Source organism: Lysinibacillus sp. COL-1, from assembly GCF_059814265.1.
This window is the reverse complement of record NZ_JCAWSJ010000004.1, coordinates 1,856,463-1,877,085: the sequence shown is the minus strand read 5'-3', so window position 1 is coordinate 1,877,085 and position 20,623 is coordinate 1,856,463. Positions and strand designations below refer to the sequence as shown.

The window sequence follows — 20,623 nt, the reverse complement described above, 5'->3', positions numbered from 1 at the left end:
CCCAGCATTTATCAACGCCAATGTGCCCTAACCTGCGAAATATTGGTTATCCATCTTCTGTCCTCCTGTTTCATTTAACTATGCTACATCTCTTCACAAATTTAATCATAACATATCCAAATAACATGCTTCCTGAAAGGTATCAAAATTGTATGTAATGCCTCAACCATTTGCCATCACCGTGAGCAACGCTTCATCCAATAATTTTAGTCATCAACTTTGGTGTTTAATGAGACTCGCTCCTTCCTCAGTGGGTGAAAGTAAGATTTCACACTTATCTAAAGGATTCTTATTTCTACGTTTAAAGCCTTTAGTTTCAAGCGTCCTAGCAATATCTGAAATCATCATGATGTTTAACTTTGTGAATTCAGCAAGTTTTTTAATTTATGAGCTCTCCGTGCGTGTGGAGGTAATCACATGTAGCTAATAGTATAAACTGTGCATATGTCAAACCGCCCTTGTTGAGTTCTTTTGTAATGTGTCACTTGCCATAATAAAAAATCCGTACTGTCCTTTGGGTCATTTAACTTAGTCTTTGGCGAATAATTTATTAACCAATCTCCTTTTAATGGAAAAATACCTTCTTACAAAACTGTACAAACCCGCCTTTTCATTACTATATAACGCTCAATTTGACTCTGGTGTTGCCTTAGTCATAATCCATACATCAAATTAGCAAGTGCACTTATCAATGATAATAAGCACACTTATTATTATCAACAAGATTCAACTCCTTACTGCAACAGTAAAAAGGGAAGAAAACACATCTAGCATTTTATTACTTCATAGTTTGTCGACTTCAAAAAAGGCCACATCCTCAGTAGAATGTGACTTACTAAAAGTATATATGTAAAAACCTCAAAGAAGCATACCCCCGTTCAAAGTAGGAACGGGGTTAATAGTAAAACTGTATCAAAATTTTTTCTTTAACAATAGCATCCGTTCGTTTAAGTAGAATTGTTCACAAGCTCTAGCTTTTCTCACGCAACTTAATTTCTTTTGGTTTTCTGCGTTTTAGCGAATACATAACCTGATAATCCTAGTGACGCACTAATAACATAGCATTTATAATTATTTTTTTGTAAGTATTGTTCAAGTTCATTCGTATCTTCGTAACCAATCGGCCAAGCGTATAATTTATGTGATTCAAACTGCTCTCTGTTCTCTACGAAAAATGTATTCAAATCCATTTCATCAATATCGAATAAAATACTTCCTGCCATTACATGGTCGAAATCATGCGCTAAGTAATTCTCGAATGTAACAGTTACAATTTCATCTGCCATTGTTTCGATATGTACTAGCAATTCATTTTCTAGAAAATTTACTGAGTATCCAACTATCACACCATCGTGAATAGATATTGTCATTCACTTCCTCCTTAAAACGGTTGCGTTGTTTGAAAAAGAAATTAGCATTACCTATGGCAATCTCATGATACTTTAACTAACGCACCCCATTAGTGGAATATCAATTTATTTTCTATCTCTTATTTCTTCTAGTATTTCTATTACACGATTGTTTTGTTTTTCAATCGATTTTAACCTTTTTTTAATTATGCTTGAAGAGAAAAACACAATTAGTACAATAGCTATTCCAATGATTAAATCCATTCCTATTCCCTCCATTTATATCTTGGTTTATCTTTTCTTACTACCACATACGTTTCAAAGCTACTTGCTAGTTCAAGTATTCTGCTCCATAAGTTTAAGAAGAACAGGGGTGTTAATTAAACAGTAGCCGATTTCAATACCATTAATCACTTTCTTTCACTTTTTACACAATCAGTTTTCGGTCATATTACACGCGTAATATTTCATAACAGCCTGAAAGGTTAGAATGAAACTAATCAAAGTCGATAATAAAAGTTCCATAGTTTCGAGCTGATTAAATGGCAGTCCATGTCGTATAAACATAAAAAAACCACCTCCCAACGCATTACAAGCAAATAAACCTCCCCAGATTGCCGCTTTCGTCCTTTTATGAACGTTGTCGCCTCTTAAATATCTCATATACAAGAAACAAACAACACCGATCCCTATGATCAACAGTGCTGTCTGAGCAAAGGAGGGTGTCACAGTCATCGGCTCTTCCCACGGCATATCCACATAGAGAAGGTTACCAAAGTGAATCATGTTGAAAATCAATAGACAAATCAGCACACAAAAAAAGAATAACCATTCAGCTATCGTCATGAACCATTTCATTATTGTTATACCTTCCCTTCTATTCTAATAGCCTTACAGTCAGAGGATTCGTTTATTATTCGTTGTTTTAACTTTTTTCGTTGCATATTCTCCCTCTTTCAATGATTAGTCATTCGACAAATAAAGGGTTTTTCCTCTATTTATGTTTTATATTGTCATGTGAATCTCTGGCGAATCAAAAGAAAAAAAGCAATCATAGGGTAAATACCATTTCCCCTTTCTGCATCGATACATATTATATGTTGTAGAAAGGGGGGATTTTCAGTGGGATACAGTGGAAACGTAGGTAATATCAACAACAGCTGCTATTATGGCGGCGACTCTGGCGGTGGCGGCTATTACGGATCAACATTCGTATTAATCGTCGTGTTATTCATTTTATTAGTTATCGTTGGCGCTTCTTTCATGTATTAATCATCCCAACTAGCACCTAGAACACCCTTTTACACGCTGCTAAAGCCGTGTAAAGTCATTTTAACCATTATATAAGGGTCGCTTTACCAGCCTAGTGACCCTTTTATATTTCAGACAGACGTGCGATAATGAAGAAGAATTAGCTTTGTAACAATATCCCACCTAACTGAAATGGCAAATTGAGGTGAACCCTACATGTTGAGAGTAATAAAAGCATTACTAGGAATCGCATTGATTATGGTTGGTCCTATGTTGATTGCCATTACGGTTGACGATATGGTATGGCTCAAAAATATATTATTAAGAATCATTGGTGTCCTGTCCATTTTACAGGGCGTTCATTTATTACATAGACAATTTCATCCACATTCATACAAAAGAAAACCCAGGAACTCAAAATAAAGAGCACTTGGGTATGCTTGATGATTTAGAAAAAATTATTCTTTCTCAAAATATTTTAGATCTAATTGAATAAGAGTTGTATTCATATCATAAAAATTTCCCGACTTAAATTTTTCCTCATGAGTAAATCCTTTTTGATTTTGAATAAATGCTAACCACTCCTTTTCTAACTCACCGCTATTCTTTCCGTAAACTTCCTCTACTTTTTTTGCTAAATCTTTCTCATTGTAGATCTGTTCAAACTTTTCTAGTCCGTAGGTATCAATTAAATATTTTGTAAATGAAGCCGCATGTGTGTAGCTCAGCTCCATAAGGATTTGATTCTCTTTTATATTTGAAAGTTTTGGGCGAAAATAGGCATCATCTTGATTTGGATCAATTAACTTACTAATAGGAATTAACTTGTCTGAATCCATATAATGCTTCATGTATTTTTCAAATATAATTTATTTTTTCCATATTGATCCTCCATATAACTCGCAAAACCCTCTTGCGTAAAATAGCCATGGTCAGATCCAAAATTATTGCCATAACCAAGTAAAGAATGTGTCATTTCATGGACAAGTGGATATATATCTTCTTTAACGCCAGTTAACTCGATTTTTGATGCTACGCCCCATGATTGACCGTCTTCTTTAAGATAAATAGTTATCTTGTCAGATGGCACATAGGAAGTATGTATGGATTGCTGAATGTTATCATACGCCTTAAGGATTTCATCTTTTAAGATAGCTACTTTTTCTTTTGGAACGTTGATATCATTCTTAATCTCAAAAGTTATTTTGCCATCCTTTGTCACCACAATATTTTCATCGTTTTTTTCTTGTATTTGCTCTTTAGGTTGAACGGTTACCGCTGTACAGGCTGTTAATAGCAAAGTACATAGAAGGATTGTGCCATGTTTACCTCCTAAAAAAGTATTTTCCAGTTTATACGAGACTTAAAATCCAAAAGTTTAAAAAGAAAAATAAGGAAAATTAGACAAAATTATTTATACTATTATTAGACAAGGCAAAAAGGAGGACGCAATGAACAAAAGTAAATATATCCATTACAACCCACGCTATGGCTGGGATTTAAATAGTGATGCACATTTGGAAATGTGGTTATTCGCCAAAGCACAACGTAGACAAGTAACTATTCTCAGCTATGGATGTGACTTAGATCATCACACCATTAAAAAAATTGTTCGGCATTACCTCACTACGGAAAAACCTGACGCAGCAGAAGACACACTAGAAATAAGATATGATACATATGATGCTAATTCAAATCTTCATACAGAGAATCAATACTATTTTGAAACCTATTTCATCAGTGAAAACACATTAGCTGCTTTTGTCCAAGGGCTACATCGATTGCCTGGTACACATATTCGCTGTGAATTTAATGTGCGGGGACATTTTGAAGTGAACCTAAATGGTGTAGAATTTTCTACACGTGTATTAAAAGCTCTTGATTTTCCATCTATGTACAAGGAAGATTTAATCGGACGCTATCTTTTATTTATCGATACAGAATCACCTGACAATGAAATGATTCGTCACAAAATACACTTGCTCCCCAAAGAGTTGCAAAGTCTTTCTCTTCCTTTAGATAGCTCACTGCTACAGCGGGAACGTTTAGTAAAAGACTGGATAACAGCCATTCTTCGATACGAAGTGTAAATTTTAGCTTACTCAGGATGATGGTCTATAAAACCAAGTAATCTTATCATATAAATAGTAGTGTTAAGCGAATTCGTTTAACATGGCACCTCCCGATTTGTTACTAAGGGGCACTTCTATCGAGTGTCCCTTCTATTTTTTTGCTATTGCACACTTCAACGACATCCATTATGATAGAATTTATTCGTCATTATGGGATGTGGATTTATGTTAGAATTTATTATTAATTTCTTATCAAATACCTATGTCGGTCAACCAACTTTACATACAAGAAAAATTGATCAAAATATAGCAAGGCTACAGCACTGCGATTGGTTTCACGACATTTACCATCATGATCAATACCGCAGCCTATTTTTTGCGAATCGACATGTCAGAAAATACCTTCAAAGTAATGTTCGGGTCAAGCGAATGATGAAGAATAAGCAAGCGCAAGAAAGGTTTCTCCAATTTTTACATAAGCAATCGAAGGGACGGGAACAAAAGAATTGTAAGCAATGAAAATCCCGAATTATGACAAAACACTCCATACCTTAAGTGTTTTGTCATAATTCGGGTGTTTTTTCTTAGCTAATGAGTGTCAAAATATCCTTTGGCTCATATAAAATGTAATCTACCTCCTCAAATCCAGTAGTGGTTTTGGCTCCCCAGAGGGCAAGGGCAAATTTGGCTCCGGCTTGCTTAGCACATTGGAAATCATAGATAGAGTCGCCAATATAGATAGCATCTTCTGGAGCTACCTGCAATGTGTCCAGACATTTTAAAAGGGGCTCTGGATGTGGTTTGTGCTTTTCCGTATCACTAGCACTAACAATATGTTGGAAATAATCACTTAACCCAAACGGATTAAACTCATCCACTACCTCTTGAGCTGTTTTAGAAGTCACAATGCCCATTTGTAGCGATGTTCTTGCTAACTGCTGGATGACTGCCTCTAGATTTTCAAAGACGGCCACCTCGTGTGAAAAATCAAGAACCGCCGCAGACCATTTCTGATGAACAGCCTCTATGTTATCGACCTTGAGCCTCTGTAAGGCATCTTTCCCTGGGATACCTAAAGCAAATCGTAGTGCCTCAAATGAATACTCTTTTTGCGTTTCTTCCCGTAACGTTCTTTGCAATGACTGTAAAATCGCTTGCTCAGTATCCAAAATCGTCCCGTCTACATCAAAAATAATCGCTCTCAACATGAGTGTTCCTCCTAGTTAAAGCACGTTATTTACATACATGCATAATTGCTGATATAGTTCCTCTGCATAATCCTTCTGACCACGAATATATTTCTCTTTTAAATTATAAAAACAAATTTCAAGATATTCCTTATCATGATGCTGTTGAAACGGTTTCCTATCCTTTACTGGCCCCAAGCCATCAAAGTAACGATTGATTTTTTCATATGTTCTAATTTGATAACCGCGCTTCTTCATTTCTTCCATGACTTTTTCGGTATACACATACAGGTCCTCTTTAGGGTATTCGTAGACATAATTAATCAAAATATGCTGGTCTTCTTTAACAAATATGCTATTTAGCTCTCTCCACTGTGAAAGTAGCTGCCCTTTCGGTAAATACTCGATTAAATCTACATGCCATAACCTCATTTGCCTCTCCTCTTCCCATTAATCAATCCTATCAATATGTTTTTATTATGAATATTACATTAGCAAGGTCTAGGAATTGGATTCAAATGGCGAGTCGAACTATATGCATTTATTAACTTCGAATTAACTCCCATACCTTCTTCCTTAAAAATGTTCATACTAAATTTGCATAATTCTTATATTAAAAAGTTATTCCCCCATTCAAAATGTTCTTTTATTTTTCCCCGATTTTTCGTTACCACGCTTAAAATTACCCGTAATTTTAGCTAACAATAACTGGATTTCCTTTGTTTGACCCTCCACTTTATGAATTTTTGCTAGAAGATGCTCAGCCTCGTTCTCCTTCACGATTTTAATTTGTTTACCTTCATAATAAATAACAATTGTCCCTTTTTTTGTGATTTGATAAGTAAATGGTTCTTCGTTTAGCCTATTTCGTTTATCTATCCCGCTCACAACTCCACCCCGAATTCTTTCATTCAACGAAACTCTACGTTGATTTAAATTAAACCTTTAACACAACTCCTTTTGGTTTACTATCCAATAGCAGCAACTGAGCAATCTTTATTGATAGATTAGTTCCTCTCTGCTTGTTTTTGCCAGTAAACTCTTCACCATGCCCATTACCAACATGTTATTATTTACATATATTACACAATTACGAGATTTTAAGGAAACTAAAAGCTAGTTATGAATATTTGTTGCCTTTCGTCACTTTAGACATATCAATAAAGCTTACGTTCCTCATAATAATTAAATTAATTATTTCATCTGTAAAGTATGGCTTTAATGGTTGATCCATGACCGAAAATTATATTTTCATATGTAAATAAACCCTCTAAACATATATTTTGTCAAACAATGAATGTTTAGAAGGTTTATATTAAGAAGCTTTATGTTTACTGAAATGTTCTCAAAAATGAGCGAGTGCCCATTTATATATAACGTGCATGGGCTCGGAGATATTTTTCCACGTCATTGTACAACCCTGATTGGTTTGCGTATTTGACATAATTTTTTGCTGTACGCAGCCAATCTAATGTAGAAGGCTGACGTTCTTGTAGTGCCATTACTAAATCATCGGTAGTAATGGGCCTTTCATTACCTGAAAGTAATATTTCTTCTAGCACGTTTTCAGTAGCTAATTCCACTACATTTGCTATATCTGCACCTGAAAAAAATGGCGTTTTAGCTGCTAATACGGCTGTATCAACATTTTCAACGAATCTGCCCTTTAATTTTAAATTAAAAATTTGCTCTCTTGCTTTTTCATCTGGTGGCGCAACGAAAATGAGTCGATCAAATCTACCTGGTCTTTTTAAAGCACTATCAACGTCCCAAGGTGTATTGGTAGCGGCCATCACTAAAACCTCATCATTGTTAGTATCCACACCCTCCATCTCCGTAAGAAATGTATCAATGATACCTCGAACGTGTGAGGTTGTTTGAGATCGGCTCATCCCGATTGTATCAACTTCATCAAAAAACAGAATGCTGGGCTTTTGGAAACGAGCTTTATCAAATATAGCTTTTAAATTTTGTTCACTTACACCTATATAGGGATCTAAAATATCTGTAATATGAACGGGATAAAAATTAGCCTTACATTCTCCTGCTGTCGCTTTCGCAATATAGGTTTTCCCGCAGCCAGGTGGTCCATAAAGAAGAACGCCACCACCGACTTTTTTACGGAACTTTGCAAACAATCCCTTGTTATAAAATGGACTAATAATACGTAAATTGATCGTTTTCTTTAAATCCTCCAGACCAGCAACATCCGCAAAGGTCACTGTTTCGTTGACTTTTTTCTTGACTTTTTTTGAGACGTCGCCTTCAATTACCTTAAACTTCGGCTCAAGGTTTTTTAATTTCCCATCTTCCACCTGAATGTCAGAACAGCCCTCTAAATGATCTTGCTCCTCCTCAGCTATTGTGGCCACATAATCATCTTCAATAGGTGATGCGGCTAGGTCTTCATTGCCATTAGGAAGGCTAGCACCCTGTTGAATTTGTGAACTAGCCTTTGTTAACTCATGAATGATGTCTTTCTGCAATGCCACATCAGTACAATGTGAGAGACCAGTAGAATAAGATTGAACCGCTTCAAGCCAACGCTGATGATCAGCAAGTTCTTTGCCAAGCCACAAATACCCTTGTGGATCATTAGGATTTTGCTCTACCATTTGTTGTAACCATTTTATTTTACCCATACTTGTAGCCCCTTATTTTTTTTAATCCCTTTACAAGAGGAAATGAAATCCATGTATATAATGCTAATGCAATATAACATTTTATAAATAGAACCGCTGCCGTATTAAAACCTAAACCTAGTAATGAAAAGTAAATGACCACTCCCATCAGCCAAATGACAGCAGTGCCTCCTACATGTTCAATGAGGCGACTAGGTGCTAATAGCGGGTGTACCGACAGTTCAGACTCCTCTAATAATTCATACAATTCTTTATCCTCAGGGTTAAGCAGAAATGCCTGTCTAAAATATTCTTGTGCTTCTTTTTCTTTGTTATGAAAGGCAGCATGGATTCCTAAGTGTAATAGTTTAGATAATTCACTATCACTTGAATTCATATATTGCTCCAATGCAAGCACTCGTTGTTTTTTAGGGCTATTAATCTCCTCTAATATAAAATAGTTACGTAATACAATACTATTTTCAGGATCCATCTCACGTGCTTTAGTAATTAATTGTTTCGCTTTTTTTCGATGCCCCATTTTTTTCATTAGAACTGCATAAGAAGCATGGTTTACAGCACTATCTGGATTGGCTCGTAATGCTTCTAGAAAAGCTTCCTCGGCCTCCTTCCAATGCTCCTTTTTCATATAAATATAGCCGAGATGATGGAAAATCGATTCTTCACAAAAACCTAAATTCAGAGCTTCCTTTAATTGCAATTCAGCTCGATTATAATCTCCCATCGCATAATGACTATAGCCTAATATATACCATAGTCGGCTGTTTTCAAGATGTTCATCTAATACTCCATGAATAAGTTCAATCGTTTGTGCATATTTTCCTATTTCAAAATAGTGTTCTATTAATTCAAATGCTGCTTCTTCATAGTTTTCATTCATTTCTATATCTTCATGTTCAATCATTCTGTAGTAAAACTCCTTTTTAAAGCGCTAATAGGAATGCCATAGCGAGGTATTCGATAAACCCAGAAATCATACATGCTAGAAAGCCAGGCTTCCATAAGGACTCAGTTTGTCCACCAACAGCTAGATGATCTTTATAGGGCCTATTTAAAAAGGCGAAAAAAATAAAAAATCCTGCCACTGCAATAATTCGTCCAAAAACCTTTATGTAGTTTTCATCAATCGCTAGGATTCCCTGTCCGATGGCATATACCATTATTAGTTTTCCTGTAATTAGTAAACCGCTAAGAATTGTTAGTATACGTATATATTTTTTCTCAAGTTTTAGCCACTTAGCATTTTGGATACCTAATGCTGTTATAGCAATAATTCCTCCTAAAAAAGCGACGAAAAATAAATTGTTTACATTATAACTTCGTGTTCGATCCTCATTTTCGCTTATTAAGCTAGGTTGATAAATATTTTCCATTATCTCTTATCTTCATCCTTTACAATTTTTGTCTCCCCTATCTGGGACTCTTCCATTTTCTTAAGCCTTTTACAATGGGAATAGATATAAAATAATAAAGTGTTAAAAAAATAGAAAAGCCCAGAAGGTGATTGACAAAGTTATCGTTTAAAATAAACGTGTCAAGAAGGATACATAGTATAATCCACATCATTAAAACAAAGCCAATCCCGCCTAATCGCTCTACTATACGATTGGGAAGTAGAAGTGGGTGCGTTTTAATTTCCAATTCCTCTAAAGTTGCTAAAATTCCTTTATCCTCAGGTTTTATTATAAAGGCTTGGTGATAATATTCTCTAGCTTCCTTAAATCGATTATAAAAGGCAACACTCCAGCCTAGATGGATGAACTTTGCGAACTCACTATCCGCTGAATTCATATAAAGTGCTAAAGCAGTATTGTGCTTTTCCTTTTTTGCAGCCATTTCGGTAAGTAAATAGTGGTGTAAAACGACTGTGCTATTAGAATCTAATTCTAGAGCTTTTTCTAATAATAAACTGCCTTTTTTTCTATGATCCGTCATGTTCATCAAAATAGCATACGCTGAATAAACATCCGCATCATTTGGATTATTATGTAATGCTTCCAAAAAAGCTTCTTCTGCTTTTTGCCACTGCTCTGTTACCACATAGATGCCGCCTAAAAAATAGTAAATTGCGCTCTTATCATAACCTAACTGAAATGCTTTATGAAATGGCTCTAACGCTTCTTCATATTGACCTTTGGCCTAATGACTGACAGCTAGTTTATACCACAATTCCTTATTTTCCATATCATCAGCTATTCCCTGTTCCACTAAGGCAATAACATTTGTGTACTTTCCAAGCGTAAAATAATGTTCAATAAGAGCCATAGGTGTATTTTCCTTTTCACTGTTCATGCACATGAATTCCTTCCTTAATAAGCTAGGACACCTTCTCTAAGAAAACCATCTATAAAGATGGAAAGTAAACAATAGATAATCCCTCGCCAGTACAAGGATTGTGTGTCCCCTACAAATACTAAATGTTCTTTATAAGGTCTCTTTAGAATAATGAAAAAGATAAAATAACTTACTCCAGCCAGTAATCGATTGATAAGTACATCCATTTCTGCGGACAAAGGAAGGCAAGCATAGCAGATGATAGTAGCTGTATTGAGGATTATACTGATTACTATCAGTAGTCTGATGTAATGCTTATCTAGTTTGAGTGCGTGTGCATTTATAAACCCAATGATCGTAACAGCAAGTAGACCTCCAATAAAGGCAACGATGACTAAATTATGTATGATAAAGCTTTTTGTCTTGCCAACTTTCTTACCATTTAAGCTTGATGTTTAAAGTGAATGCAAGCATACATCAGCCTCCTTCTAGTTTATTACATATCCCTTCGACATTTTGTATTATACATTTATTTATTAATATTGGAAACTATTTCTTTAAATGTATAATTTCCTACTTAGGTGTAAAAGATTGCAGTGTTTTTTACTATACTTAAATGGCAATAAGATCAGATGGAGCAAAATGATATCCCTGCTTTATTGAATTGAAATAAGGAAAACATATGGTGGTTTATATATCTTGGAGCTTCATCGTGAGGATCATAAAATCGGGCTAGGGAACGCGTGTGATAAAAAACAAAAGAGAAAAGCAACAAATGATTTTATCAAATTAGAAGATTTACTAAAGATAGCAAAAGAAATCCCTTCATATTTCCCCTACCTTGCTATCCAAATGCGGTTCACAATACTTCTTCTCTTCGCTTTTCAACTTTTCATGGCAAACCAATTCATCAACACATCCACATTTTGATGTCAAAAAGGCAAAGATTTGTTATTTAAGAAATGGCTTTTTTATTGTCAGTGAATCCCCAATTGATGGACAGGGCCGCCCCTACCCCATAAACGTTAGTCATCGGCAGTATTCCTTCTGCTTTTTTTACTACAAATACTCCTACTATTCCATGATTACTATTATAATAATGTGATAAAATCAGATAAAAAAAAGAAGGTCTTTGTATGTTAGAAAAATTAAATAGATTTCTCCAAAAATACATAGCGCTCCTGACACCATTAAGTTTAATTGTAGGTGTGTTCTTAGAAAGTGTTGGACATCATTTATTATTCCTTGTGTCATGGCTATTTGCATTCATGACATTCTCAGGAAGCTTATCCATGAAATTTAAAGATGTAAAGATTTTTACCAAACATCCTGCACTCATTTTATTCTCCATCATTTTTCTTCATCTCTTGATGCCTTTATGGGCTTATTTTTTATCCACCGTTATTTTCGATGACCATTTGTTGACGGTTGGCTTTGTCTTAGCTGTCGCCCTCCCAACAGGTGTAACCAGTGTGATTTGGATTAATATTTGTAGAGGCAATTTACCGTTAGGCTTATCGATTATTTTAATTGATACGTTACTCGCTCCATTCATTCTTCCCTTCATACTCTATATCGTGTCGGGTGAAAAAATTGAATTGGATGTAGCCTCACTGATTGTGAATTTATTGCTGATGATTGTGTTACCTACGATTTTAGGCATATTGGTGAATGAGCTTTCCAAGGGCGAAATACCTAAAAAGTATGGCAAGAAGCTGGCTCCTTTTTCAAAGCTATGTTTATTTGCGGTCATCATGATTAACAGTAGTGCAATCTCACCCTATTTAAAAAATATAAACTTACAACTATTTTTCGTCATACTTTTAGTGTTCTTGCTTGCTGTGTCAGGCTATGCTTTTGCTTATCTAATTGGTCGGACGCTTTTAAAAGACGCTCCTCAAATGGCGACCTTTGTCTTTACGGGCGGTATGAGAAATATAGCTGTCGGGGTCATTGTTGCCACAACATACTTTCCAGGTAAAGTCGCTATGCCTGTTGTGTTCGGTATGCTCTTTCAACAGGTGCTAGCTTCTGTTTTTAGTAAGTTGGTGACAAAAAGCTCCGTTGTATAGACGGTGTTTTTATTTTAGATTTACATTTATACTAAATAAGAAAATCTTTTTATTTTACATTTGAAGGGTGTGCTGATATGTCATTCAGTTTCCAAATTACATCACCAAAAATACCTACTAATCTTAAAAAGGCAAATTTTCAGGATATTTTTTATGATGAAGAACCGTATTTAACAAATGGCATGATTGCTGATACGGTCATTGATCACGAAGAAGTTGAACGATTCATTGTATCTAAAGTTATGTTTAAAAATGTCACATTCATCAATTGTACCTTTAAAAAAATTGATCTAACGGATGTCATTTTTGAAAACTGTGATTTGTCTAACTCAAACTTAAGTGAAGGCATCATTCATAGAGTGGCTTTTAAAAACTGTAAATTATTAGGGCTGAATTTTACTGAAGCTAATCTTGGCAATGTTTCATTTGAAAATTGTATTGCAAACTTATGCAATTTCCCTGAAGTGCGTTTCAAACAAGTATTATTTGATAACACCTCCCTACAGGGTGCAAATTATTATGATTGTTTACTAAATAAAGTGGCGTTTCATGAAAGTGATTTAAATGATGTTGATTTTTCTCAAACTTCCTTAAAAGGGATAGACATCAGTACATGTCAATTTAAAAGACTGCAAGTAACGCCTGAAAGTTTAAATGGCTGTGAAGTATCTTCTGAACAAGCGATTGGCTTTGCTTCATTACTAGGATTGAAGGTTAAATACTAGTTTAAATACTTAAAAGTTCAGGAAAAAAATGGAGCGCTTATCCTTATTCATGGATAGCGCTCACTACTTTTTCAGTTCTATCCTGCACTTTTAGAAGTCTTTCCTCCTATTTGAGGGCTATCCTCCACTTTGAGCGTTCTATCCGCTACTTCTTTAGTTTTATCCTGCACTTTTAGCATTCTTTCCTTCTATTTGAGGGCTATCCTCCACTTTGAGTATTCTATCCGTTACTTTTTTAGTTTTATCCGCTACTTTTTTAATTCTATCCTGCACTTTCGGAATTCTATCCTTCTATTTAGGGCTATCCTCCACTTTGAACGTTTTATCCGCTATTTTTTTAGTTCTATCCTGCACTTTTAGAATTCTTTCCTGCTATTTGAGGGCCATCCTCTAAAGTGTTCATTCATTCAATTCACCTGCTATCCTTATTAATTAGGCGACCAATCGGAAAGAAACCGACTGCTAAGCCTTCTGCTGTCGTGGTTACTTCTCCTTCGATTGTCTTTATTTAAAAGCTAAAATCGTAAATTCCCATGGGATATTTTCATTTTTCCAACCACGATGCTCATCAAATTTCTTTAATTTGAAACCCGATGTGATGACAGCATTTATTATCTCACTAAGTGTATAAAATCGTATAGATACATCAGGAAAGTCCTGTTGTTCATGCTCATCAAAGAAATGCTTATACGCTACGTCTCCATTTTGTAATTCTTGGTCAAAATAACCTTGTTGGATTTGATATTGGCATTCAGCGTTAGGCCCTTTAACTATACATCTTCTTAAAGGATGAAAATCACTGAGAATCATTTCCCCACCATCTTTTAGTAAAGAAAACAGAATCAACATAAATTTATCAATATCATTAAAATAGTGCAATATGCCACCTTCCAAATAGATCATATCAAAATGACATCGATACTTTGTTAAGTCAATTTCATCAATATCAGTGACAATATAATGAATAGAGGTATTTGCATGCTCTGCTAATTCCAAGGCATATTTTTGGTTTTCTGCTGAAATATCAAATACGGTTACTTCAGCACCTAATAATGCTAATGGTACTGCTTTTCTGCCATTTGAACCGCAAATATTGGCAATCTTCTTTCCTTCAATATGTTCAAAGTATTGTTTGTGCTTTTTCAGACATGCGCTAGGGTTTTCTAATATATGAATAGCCAAATCCTTTGGAGTGCCGTTACTTTTATGCCAAAATTCATATGCTCGATATTCCCACGCCTTTTTATTTTTTATGCTTTGTTCATTCATCTTCAGTAAGATTCCTCCTAAGTAGAGCGCTGATAAGTTTTTAATATTCGATGATCCTACACCTACATTTATCCATGCTACAGGATGACGTCTGATTATAGAAGAAGCGACAACATTTCCCCTCGAAATGAATGACACAGTTAAAAATATCTAATTTTAGAGGGCGTATAATTTTAATAGCTCATGGATTGATAAACGAGTAGTAGCGTCCACCTTAACAAAATACGGTGATTGCCACTTTTTAGTTGCGATTGCCTGTTTGCTGGTGGGCGTATCCCAACTTGGGTAAACTCTAATAGCCATTTTCCCCTTTGTATTAGCCGTTTTAAGGATGTTTTGTTGTAAAAGAACTTCTTTTGGAAATACAAATTGGCCAAAATCACCATTAGTATGAAAAGTGTTTATTACCAGTAAATCAGTGGCGTTCTCATATGAAAATGCTTGGTTTTTATTAGCAGCATCCTTTTCCCAAAAGGAAACAAACTGTCCTACCGTGGTAGGCGTTATTTTTGCGACTCTAAATCTAACAGATTTCGAATCCAACTGAAAAATCCCAGCCCCGTAATCAGCATTTTGAGTTTCCTCTTGGATGTTTTTTATAGTCAAATGATGAGGTTCATAAAGTAATTCATTTACATATGTTAACGCTTTATTAAATTCATTCATAGTTTTACTCCCTATCTTATACGACGAATACCAGTATATCATCTGCGGACTTGTTACTGTAATGGCTTTAAACCATTAGTCTCTTCATTTTGATTTACTAACCAAAGCTGTATATAAAAGGATATGACATAATTAATTCATTTCTTCTGTTAAAAATCTTTCTCCAAAAGTTGTCATTATGACTTTAGATAGATCGACAGAGTAAACTCTTTCATCGTTATATGTATCATCATCGTCAAACCAATAAATTGTAACATCAGCAATATATGCTCTATCATGCATATACTCAATAAGATCTGCCCACATGTCTATATTAAAATTGTAATCTGTATGAACAGGTATATTGCCATTTTTGAGTTCATTTAAGATTTTAAGTATTATTTCTTTGTTTTCCATTAACAACATCACCTTCCGAAATCCCCAAAGCCGTGTGTGGTACGATTATTGCTTTATGATTGTTAATCAGGATAAACGCTCATCGCTTTCTGCTCAAAGAAAAATTAGTTTTTGATTTTCATATCCCCATGTGATAGATATAATAATTGCCCTCAGACAGTTGTTTAGATATAGAACTCATTTTTTCAAATTTGGCTATCGCATAGTCTCTATCGAAACGCAGTAATTCATCCTCAGAGTAATCATGGTAATAAATCATTTTGAGGATTTCTTCTGGACCATTTTTTAATAAATCACACCAAGCAGTGAAAATCGAAATAAGGGAAGTTGCCGAATGTTCATCAAATAGGGTGACACCAATGTTATTAAAGCCTATGTGTTGAGGCATTCCAGGCAAGCTTGGGTTCCTGCATGGAATCCATGTAAGCGAATCAAAAATATAATCAACGATGTTGTCTTCAAGTCCAATGTATGCAACAATTAAATCTTTGTATTGCTCTATGTCTCTCCAAAAATATTCAAAAAACTCTTCATCTTGTGTTTCAGTCTTTTTTATTAAATAAAAATCATGCATAAATACCCTCCATATAAATTAAAATCACTCAATGGAATTAATAACCATTTTATCATATCATGTTCAGTCAATTTGTATTAAATATTTTTCTTCGCTAAAGTAGTTTGCTTCGTTATTTGAATGAAATATAGCCCCCCAAACCATCGTTTGATAGCCTATGTTAAAAATTATGGTCTCCTTGTGAAATCACTATTACTTAAGATTTTTAAAATGTAGTTTGATTGATTTACATTGATTCAAAATGATGCGAATGTGCTACTAAGGGTTGAAGGTTCTTTAGGAAAACTGGACTTTTCGCAAAATCGGCTTACAGGGACAGAGCCTTACTACATTTTATTGAAGTAAGGCTCCTTAAAGTTGTTTAAAAAGTTCCTTTTGCACACTTGACTTTCCCCTGCACAGGAAACTGTATACTTACATTAAGTTATTAGATTGGAGATGATATTGTGTTTAAAATCAGTGAATTTTCTAGACTAAGCAAAGTATCCTTAAAAACATTGCGCTATTATGATCAGATTGGCCTTTTAAAGCCGAGAAAGGTGGACGATGACACTGGCTACCGATACTATTCAGCAGACCAGTTACTTGAGCTCAATCGAATCTTTCTCTATAAGGAATTGGGGTTCACCTTGCCACAGATTATACGTTTGCTCCACGATGATATTTCGTTGAAGGATATTCAAGGGATGTTTAAGCTGAAAAAAAGTGAAATCCAACTGATTATCGATACGGAACAAGCCAAGCTCGCACGGATTGAAGAGCGTATGCAGCTTTTAGAACGAGAGGGACAAGTGGAATCAGATCAAGAAATCCGAATCAAGGCAGAAGGTGTTCAGCAGTTCCTTTCATTGAAAGCACGTGGGAGAGAAGAAGATATTCCAGACCTGTTTCGTACATTTAATCAATTATTAAAAAAGGAAATGCGCCATTTGGCTCAAAGTCCCCAGGTCGTTTTATGGAAAGAAATAGAGGAAAAAGAAGATGAGTTTGAATTTGAAGTCGGTTATTTTTTAACCAAGGAGCTTCCATCATTCCCTGATACATTTCAACTACGGACGCTTCCTCCAGAGCCGATGATGGCCACAATGACCTTTCGTTCGGATTCTAACTTTGCCTGTACGGCCTGTGTTGATTTAGCTAACTGGATTGTGAAAAATAACTATCAGATCAAGGAAAACGAACCAGGTAGAGAAATATATTTACCATTATCTACAACACAAAACGTCCAATTAATGGAAATACAAATACCTATTACAAATAGATAGCTGAAAGAAGAGTGAATTGAGTTGAAAAATAATCTAATTATCTATGTTCTATCGCTTGTTGTTTTTCTAATCGGAACCGTTGAGTACATTATTACAGGCGTTATTGAAATGATTGCAGTAGACTTTGGAGTAACAATTTCAGAAGCTGGGTTATTAGTGACATTATTTGCCCTAGCCGCAGCCATTTTCGCTCCAATTCTCATTGCGCTCACCATAAATATGGATCGCAAAAAGTTGCTTATGGCTACCGTTAGTGTGTTTATTGTTAGCAACGGGCTAATGTTTATAAGCTCTACGTTTGAATTCGCACTATGGATACGAATTATTCAAGGGGTTAGCGGAGGAATCGCTACAGTGGTAGCCATGGCAGTAGCTACTCGACTAGTTGAAAAAGAACGAAGAGGCCGTGCTATCGGCATAATTTTGATGGGCCTAAGCAGTTCGCTTGTGCTGGGTGTTCCAATTGGCACATTTTTTAGCGAAATGTTTGGATGGAGAGTTTTATTTATGTTGATCGGTTTATTAACCATTCTTCCATTGCTTATCCTCTATAAAAAAGTTCCAGTAATCAGGGAAGAAGAAGCCGTTACCCTCCGGTCGCAGCTTTCCATTTTAAAAGATTCAAAAATTCTAACTGCACTGGCTATTACTTTATTTTATGTAGGTGGCTACGCTACCCTATTTACTTATATAACGCCTTTCTTGCAAGCCACATCCACTCTTTCTATAACCGAAATTAGCGGCATTCTATTTCTGGCTGGAATCTGTAGCTTCCTTGGATCAAGAATGGGTGGGCAATTGGCTGATGCAAAGGGTTCGCATTTCACCATTTATTTTGGCTTGCTGCTACAAGCAACAACGCTCCTCTTATTTGCATTAGCTGGTATCAATCTCTTTGTATTGATCTTAGTTTTAATGATTTTTATGGTAGCAACATGGAGTATTTCCCCAGCCCAGCAGCTCCTTCTTGTCACGCTAGTACCTCGAAATCCAGACATAGCCCTAAGTATAAATACCTCCTTTATCCAATTCGGTTTTGCGCTAGGGTCTGCATTAGGTGGATTTGTCATCGGCCATACCTCTGTCCTAAACTTGAATTGGGTAGGTTTTGGCATTGTAAGCATGGCTTTATTCCTTGCTATCTTGCTATTCAAAAAAATGAATAGTAGGACTGAAACTCCTTTTATGACTAAAGTAAAATATTAAATGTTTTTATCCTACCTTTATATTGAAAATCGGCATATTCAATATAAAGGTAGTTTTTCTAATCCATTCACACTTTCAGCTCTTTGCAATGCCTTCCTTTGTATCAACATCCTCATGCCCAACGAATAGGAAGTAAATCACCTATCGTCAAGATCTTATTCTCTCCTATCATTACTTCGCATTGATAGTCATCATCATGAATTTGACAAATAAACTCTCTACATCTTCCGCACGATGGTATGATTGTTCCATCCTTGTAAACTGCAATGATTCCTTTTATTTTACATTCACCATCCGTAATCATCGCTGCTATCGCTTCGTGTTCTGCACAAAATCCCATAGAGCAAGGCATATCGAAACACACCCCTTTATACCTTACCATTTTCGCATAAAATGGCAGCAGCAACAGAACCTGCATAAGATTTTTTGAAATTTGTTTTGGATTTAAAGCACCTTTTGCTATAGTATATAATTCTTCAAATTCCATCATTTCCATCCCCTTATTAAACTAATTTTTTCTGTTTAACTAGATGATCTAGCTTACTGTTAATTTATCTGACTCCATCATATACTTAAGTAACGAAAAGGAGGCTAAAAAATGAAACATCAACCTTTGCACCCATGGCAAAAAGAACATCATAAACGAGTAAAAGATTTCCATAAAAATCACGCGTTAGCAATAGAAAATGGCGAGAATGGCAATGGGTTGTTAGCTAAGTGGGAAAGATTTCTCTACAATAAGGGAAAAACTCTTTTTAAAGCTGCCAAATAATTAGCTGTTCTTTTGGACAGCTCTTTTTTTGATTTTAAATCTCTTTTTTGCATAATCTCCTTAAAGTGTTCAGTAAAGAATTCTTGACTAACAACTAATTAAGCCACAAAATCACTAAGGCATTTTTATGTTATAATTTACACAAAATACATATTAAGGTGATTCTAATGACATTTCTCAGAAAATACTTAAATATTGTTTACTTCGTTACCCTTTTTTTACTTTTATCTATTTCGGATTATTTGAAAAAAGGTAATTGGGATTTTCTTAATAATCTTTTCTTTTCTTTTCTTTATGGGCAGTACTTGTTTATGCTTTTTTAAATTGGGCATGGGATAGTAAAAAATATGAAAAGAAATAGCATATTGTACAGTATCATTGGTCCATCCTGAATAGATAGAGAGACCTCTATAGAAATAAAGACTGAATCTTTAAAGCAACTTCTTTTGGTTTAATATCAATTGTCAACAACTTTTCAATCTCTATCCATATCGGTAGATAAGTTCCACTATCTTTTTTGCTGTCTGAGTATTCTTCACCTTGTCCTGTTCCAAATTTACCCCCAATTATTTCTGATAAGAAAAAATATTGATTGCCATTAAATTTTTCCTCTGCGATACAATCCTTGACCCTAACGATTACGCCTAATTCTTCTAATGCTTCTCTCCTTGCAGTATCTTCAGGTTTTTCATTATTCTCCATTCCACCGCCTGGAAAAACATAATAAACGGTACCATCTCTTTCCCTTCTAATAAGTGCAACCATTTTATTTTCAATTATTACAACCGAACTTCTATCTCTCATGCTTATAACCTTCTTTCAAATTTCCTAACAATTAATTGTCCTATTAATTCCTTTTTATTTACTGTAATCCTCAGATTGTGCAGTAAATGCATCATTCCA

At 35.1% G+C, this 20,623-nt stretch carries 27 protein-coding genes and 1 pseudogene; 9 read left to right on the top strand and 19 right to left on the bottom strand.

Going from position 1 to position 20,623, the window contains the following annotated elements; genetic code table 11:
* Nucleotides 1-989: 989 nt before the first annotated feature.
* The 3 genes from AC6BKE_RS17620 to AC6BKE_RS17610 form a co-directional block, all read right to left on the bottom strand.
* On the bottom strand, nucleotides 990-1,370 hold the full coding sequence (locus tag AC6BKE_RS17620) for a hypothetical protein (RefSeq protein WP_340808893.1): 381 nt from the start codon (nucleotides 1,368-1,370) through the stop codon (nucleotides 990-992).
* 105 nt (nucleotides 1,371-1,475) lie between these two features.
* A complete protein-coding gene (locus AC6BKE_RS17615) occupies nucleotides 1,476-1,613 on the bottom strand; it encodes a hypothetical protein (protein ID WP_330494037.1) in 138 nt (45 codons plus the stop codon).
* Nucleotides 1,614-1,784: 171 nt separating this feature from the next.
* On the bottom strand, nucleotides 1,785-2,207 hold the full coding sequence (locus AC6BKE_RS17610; protein ID WP_340808892.1) for a hypothetical protein: 423 nt from the start codon (nucleotides 2,205-2,207) through the stop codon (nucleotides 1,785-1,787).
* Nucleotides 2,208-2,471: 264 nt separating this feature from the next.
* Here AC6BKE_RS17610 and AC6BKE_RS17605 point away from each other — a divergent pair, with 264 nt between their 5' ends.
* Both AC6BKE_RS17605 and AC6BKE_RS17600 read left to right on the top strand, forming a co-directional pair.
* Nucleotides 2,472-2,621 carry a YjcZ family sporulation protein gene (locus AC6BKE_RS17605; RefSeq protein WP_082673667.1) on the top strand — a complete coding sequence of 50 codons (150 nt, stop codon included), beginning with the start codon at nucleotides 2,472-2,474 and terminating at the stop codon, nucleotides 2,619-2,621.
* A 195-nt stretch (nucleotides 2,622-2,816) separates the two neighbouring features.
* Nucleotides 2,817-3,023, top strand: coding sequence for a hypothetical protein (locus tag AC6BKE_RS17600; protein WP_499857459.1), 207 nt, complete (start codon nucleotides 2,817-2,819; stop codon nucleotides 3,021-3,023).
* 35 nt (nucleotides 3,024-3,058) lie between these two features.
* Here the strand turns inward: AC6BKE_RS17600 and AC6BKE_RS17595 are convergent, their stop codons facing one another.
* Together AC6BKE_RS17595 and AC6BKE_RS17590 are read right to left on the bottom strand one after the other, a co-directional pair.
* On the bottom strand, nucleotides 3,059-3,439 hold the full coding sequence (locus tag AC6BKE_RS17595) for a gluzincin family metallopeptidase (protein WP_230593824.1): 381 nt from the start codon (nucleotides 3,437-3,439) through the stop codon (nucleotides 3,059-3,061).
* Between the two features lie 8 nt (nucleotides 3,440-3,447).
* Nucleotides 3,448-3,825 (bottom strand): hypothetical protein, encoded by a 378-nt coding sequence (locus AC6BKE_RS17590; RefSeq protein ID WP_499857456.1) that lies wholly within the window; start codon nucleotides 3,823-3,825, stop codon nucleotides 3,448-3,450.
* A 226-nt stretch (nucleotides 3,826-4,051) separates the two neighbouring features.
* On the opposite strand from AC6BKE_RS17590, the gene AC6BKE_RS17585 reads away from it, so the two are divergent.
* Complete coding sequence (locus AC6BKE_RS17585) at nucleotides 4,052-4,690, top strand: hypothetical protein (protein WP_499857454.1); 639 nt, start codon at nucleotides 4,052-4,054, stop codon at nucleotides 4,688-4,690.
* A 207-nt stretch (nucleotides 4,691-4,897) separates the two neighbouring features.
* Nucleotides 4,898-5,191: a hypothetical protein gene (locus AC6BKE_RS17580; RefSeq protein WP_036122660.1), complete on the top strand. Its 294-nt coding sequence runs from the start codon at nucleotides 4,898-4,900 to the stop codon at nucleotides 5,189-5,191.
* Between the two features lie 65 nt (nucleotides 5,192-5,256).
* Here AC6BKE_RS17580 and AC6BKE_RS17575 read toward each other — a convergent pair whose 3' ends face one another.
* The 8 genes and pseudogenes from AC6BKE_RS17575 to AC6BKE_RS17540 form a co-directional block, all read right to left on the bottom strand.
* Nucleotides 5,257-5,880, bottom strand: coding sequence for an HAD family hydrolase (locus AC6BKE_RS17575; protein WP_499857451.1), 624 nt, complete (start codon nucleotides 5,878-5,880; stop codon nucleotides 5,257-5,259).
* Between the two features lie 15 nt (nucleotides 5,881-5,895).
* Nucleotides 5,896-6,291, bottom strand: a complete 396-nt coding sequence (locus tag AC6BKE_RS17570) for a pyrimidine dimer DNA glycosylase/endonuclease V (protein WP_499857449.1) — start codon at nucleotides 6,289-6,291, stop codon at nucleotides 5,896-5,898.
* 201 nt (nucleotides 6,292-6,492) lie between these two features.
* Nucleotides 6,493-6,747 (bottom strand): hypothetical protein, encoded by a 255-nt coding sequence (locus tag AC6BKE_RS17565; protein ID WP_340812693.1) that lies wholly within the window; start codon nucleotides 6,745-6,747, stop codon nucleotides 6,493-6,495.
* Nucleotides 6,748-7,226: 479 nt separating this feature from the next.
* Nucleotides 7,227-8,501 carry an ATP-binding protein gene (locus AC6BKE_RS17560; RefSeq protein ID WP_499857445.1) on the bottom strand — a complete coding sequence of 425 codons (1,275 nt, stop codon included), beginning with the start codon at nucleotides 8,499-8,501 and terminating at the stop codon, nucleotides 7,227-7,229.
* Nucleotides 8,494-9,405: a tetratricopeptide repeat protein gene (locus AC6BKE_RS17555; RefSeq protein WP_499857442.1), complete on the bottom strand. Its 912-nt coding sequence runs from the start codon at nucleotides 9,403-9,405 to the stop codon at nucleotides 8,494-8,496. Before AC6BKE_RS17555 ends, AC6BKE_RS17560 begins: the two co-directional genes overlap by 8 nt.
* A 19-nt stretch (nucleotides 9,406-9,424) precedes the next feature.
* Nucleotides 9,425-9,874 (bottom strand): hypothetical protein, encoded by a 450-nt coding sequence (locus AC6BKE_RS17550; RefSeq protein WP_089932270.1) that lies wholly within the window; start codon nucleotides 9,872-9,874, stop codon nucleotides 9,425-9,427.
* Between the two features lie 37 nt (nucleotides 9,875-9,911).
* Nucleotides 9,912-10,628 (bottom strand): annotated as a pseudogene (locus AC6BKE_RS17545) (tetratricopeptide repeat protein); the annotation flags it as partial.
* 12 nt (nucleotides 10,629-10,640) lie between these two features.
* The gene (locus AC6BKE_RS17540) at nucleotides 10,641-10,793 is read right to left on the bottom strand and encodes a hypothetical protein (protein WP_244504817.1); all 153 of its coding nucleotides are present in this window, start codon (nucleotides 10,791-10,793) and stop codon (nucleotides 10,641-10,643) included.
* A gap of 1,118 nt (nucleotides 10,794-11,911) precedes the next feature.
* On the opposite strand from AC6BKE_RS17540, the gene AC6BKE_RS17535 reads away from it, so the two are divergent.
* Entirely contained in the window at nucleotides 11,912-12,847 is a 936-nt protein-coding gene (locus tag AC6BKE_RS17535; RefSeq protein WP_036122672.1) for a bile acid:sodium symporter family protein, read from the top strand.
* A 77-nt stretch (nucleotides 12,848-12,924) separates the two neighbouring features.
* Nucleotides 12,925-13,572 (top strand): pentapeptide repeat-containing protein, encoded by a 648-nt coding sequence (locus AC6BKE_RS17530; RefSeq protein ID WP_499857439.1) that lies wholly within the window; start codon nucleotides 12,925-12,927, stop codon nucleotides 13,570-13,572.
* A 504-nt stretch (nucleotides 13,573-14,076) separates the two neighbouring features.
* Here the strand turns inward: AC6BKE_RS17530 and AC6BKE_RS17525 are convergent.
* The 4 genes from AC6BKE_RS17525 to AC6BKE_RS17510 form a co-directional block, all read right to left on the bottom strand.
* Nucleotides 14,077-14,841: a class I SAM-dependent methyltransferase gene (locus AC6BKE_RS17525; protein WP_340810990.1), complete on the bottom strand. Its 765-nt coding sequence runs from the start codon at nucleotides 14,839-14,841 to the stop codon at nucleotides 14,077-14,079.
* Nucleotides 14,842-14,997: 156 nt separating this feature from the next.
* Nucleotides 14,998-15,507 carry a MepB family protein gene (locus AC6BKE_RS17520; protein ID WP_499857437.1) on the bottom strand — a complete coding sequence of 170 codons (510 nt, stop codon included), beginning with the start codon at nucleotides 15,505-15,507 and terminating at the stop codon, nucleotides 14,998-15,000.
* 132 nt (nucleotides 15,508-15,639) lie between these two features.
* Entirely contained in the window at nucleotides 15,640-15,903 is a 264-nt protein-coding gene (locus AC6BKE_RS17515; RefSeq protein ID WP_271913208.1) for a hypothetical protein, read from the bottom strand.
* Between the two features lie 118 nt (nucleotides 15,904-16,021).
* Nucleotides 16,022-16,477, bottom strand: coding sequence for a hypothetical protein (locus AC6BKE_RS17510; RefSeq protein ID WP_271913207.1), 456 nt, complete (start codon nucleotides 16,475-16,477; stop codon nucleotides 16,022-16,024).
* 446 nt (nucleotides 16,478-16,923) lie between these two features.
* On the opposite strand from AC6BKE_RS17510, the gene AC6BKE_RS17505 reads away from it, so the two are divergent.
* Nucleotides 16,924-17,742 carry a MerR family transcriptional regulator gene (locus tag AC6BKE_RS17505; protein WP_340834097.1) on the top strand — a complete coding sequence of 273 codons (819 nt, stop codon included), beginning with the start codon at nucleotides 16,924-16,926 and terminating at the stop codon, nucleotides 17,740-17,742.
* A 21-nt stretch (nucleotides 17,743-17,763) separates the two neighbouring features.
* On the top strand, nucleotides 17,764-18,948 hold the full coding sequence (locus AC6BKE_RS17500) for an MFS transporter (protein ID WP_499857435.1): 1,185 nt from the start codon (nucleotides 17,764-17,766) through the stop codon (nucleotides 18,946-18,948).
* Nucleotides 18,949-19,060: 112 nt separating this feature from the next.
* Here the strand turns inward: AC6BKE_RS17500 and AC6BKE_RS17495 are convergent, their stop codons facing one another.
* Nucleotides 19,061-19,435: a cytidine deaminase gene (locus AC6BKE_RS17495; RefSeq protein ID WP_340810986.1), complete on the bottom strand. Its 375-nt coding sequence runs from the start codon at nucleotides 19,433-19,435 to the stop codon at nucleotides 19,061-19,063.
* Between the two features lie 111 nt (nucleotides 19,436-19,546).
* Between AC6BKE_RS17495 and AC6BKE_RS17490 the strand changes: the two genes are divergently transcribed.
* Complete coding sequence (locus AC6BKE_RS17490) at nucleotides 19,547-19,720, top strand: hypothetical protein (RefSeq protein WP_499857433.1); 174 nt, start codon at nucleotides 19,547-19,549, stop codon at nucleotides 19,718-19,720.
* Nucleotides 19,721-20,128: 408 nt separating this feature from the next.
* Here the strand turns inward: AC6BKE_RS17490 and AC6BKE_RS17485 are convergent, their stop codons facing one another.
* Nucleotides 20,129-20,524 (bottom strand): NUDIX hydrolase, encoded by a 396-nt coding sequence (locus tag AC6BKE_RS17485; RefSeq protein WP_499857432.1) that lies wholly within the window; start codon nucleotides 20,522-20,524, stop codon nucleotides 20,129-20,131.
* Nucleotides 20,525-20,623 lie beyond the last annotated feature (99 nt).

Coding starts and splice junctions, on each gene's coding strand:
- AC6BKE_RS17620 (WP_340808893.1), bottom strand. CDS start 1,370: ATGACAATATCTATTCACGATGGTGTGATAGTTGGATACTCAGTAAAT.
- AC6BKE_RS17575 (WP_499857451.1), bottom strand. CDS start 5,880: ATGTTGAGAGCGATTATTTTTGATGTAGACGGGACGATTTTGGATACT.
- AC6BKE_RS17485 (WP_499857432.1), bottom strand. CDS start 20,524: ATGAGAGATAGAAGTTCGGTTGTAATAATTGAAAATAAAATGGTTGCA.
- AC6BKE_RS17510 (WP_271913207.1), bottom strand. CDS start 16,477: ATGCATGATTTTTATTTAATAAAAAAGACTGAAACACAAGATGAAGAG.
- AC6BKE_RS17570 (WP_499857449.1), bottom strand. CDS start 6,291: ATGAGGTTATGGCATGTAGATTTAATCGAGTATTTACCGAAAGGGCAG.
- AC6BKE_RS17530 (WP_499857439.1), top strand. CDS start 12,925: ATGTCATTCAGTTTCCAAATTACATCACCAAAAATACCTACTAATCTT.
- AC6BKE_RS17555 (WP_499857442.1), bottom strand. CDS start 9,405: ATGATTGAACATGAAGATATAGAAATGAATGAAAACTATGAAGAAGCA.
- AC6BKE_RS17520 (WP_499857437.1), bottom strand. CDS start 15,507: ATGAATGAATTTAATAAAGCGTTAACATATGTAAATGAATTACTTTAT.
- AC6BKE_RS17535 (WP_036122672.1), top strand. CDS start 11,912: ATGTTAGAAAAATTAAATAGATTTCTCCAAAAATACATAGCGCTCCTG.
- AC6BKE_RS17525 (WP_340810990.1), bottom strand. CDS start 14,841: ATGAATGAACAAAGCATAAAAAATAAAAAGGCGTGGGAATATCGAGCA.
- AC6BKE_RS17490 (WP_499857433.1), top strand. CDS start 19,547: ATGAAACATCAACCTTTGCACCCATGGCAAAAAGAACATCATAAACGA.
- AC6BKE_RS17515 (WP_271913208.1), bottom strand. CDS start 15,903: ATGGAAAACAAAGAAATAATACTTAAAATCTTAAATGAACTCAAAAAT.
- AC6BKE_RS17580 (WP_036122660.1), top strand. CDS start 4,898: ATGTTAGAATTTATTATTAATTTCTTATCAAATACCTATGTCGGTCAA.
- AC6BKE_RS17595 (WP_230593824.1), bottom strand. CDS start 3,439: ATGGATTCAGACAAGTTAATTCCTATTAGTAAGTTAATTGATCCAAAT.
- AC6BKE_RS17615 (WP_330494037.1), bottom strand. CDS start 1,613: ATGGATTTAATCATTGGAATAGCTATTGTACTAATTGTGTTTTTCTCT.
- AC6BKE_RS17600 (WP_499857459.1), top strand. CDS start 2,817: ATGTTGAGAGTAATAAAAGCATTACTAGGAATCGCATTGATTATGGTT.
- AC6BKE_RS17610 (WP_340808892.1), bottom strand. CDS start 2,207: ATGAAATGGTTCATGACGATAGCTGAATGGTTATTCTTTTTTTGTGTG.
- AC6BKE_RS17560 (WP_499857445.1), bottom strand. CDS start 8,501: ATGGGTAAAATAAAATGGTTACAACAAATGGTAGAGCAAAATCCTAAT.
- AC6BKE_RS17550 (WP_089932270.1), bottom strand. CDS start 9,874: ATGGAAAATATTTATCAACCTAGCTTAATAAGCGAAAATGAGGATCGA.
- AC6BKE_RS17540 (WP_244504817.1), bottom strand. CDS start 10,793: ATGAACAGTGAAAAGGAAAATACACCTATGGCTCTTATTGAACATTAT.
- AC6BKE_RS17585 (WP_499857454.1), top strand. CDS start 4,052: ATGAACAAAAGTAAATATATCCATTACAACCCACGCTATGGCTGGGAT.
- AC6BKE_RS17495 (WP_340810986.1), bottom strand. CDS start 19,435: ATGGAATTTGAAGAATTATATACTATAGCAAAAGGTGCTTTAAATCCA.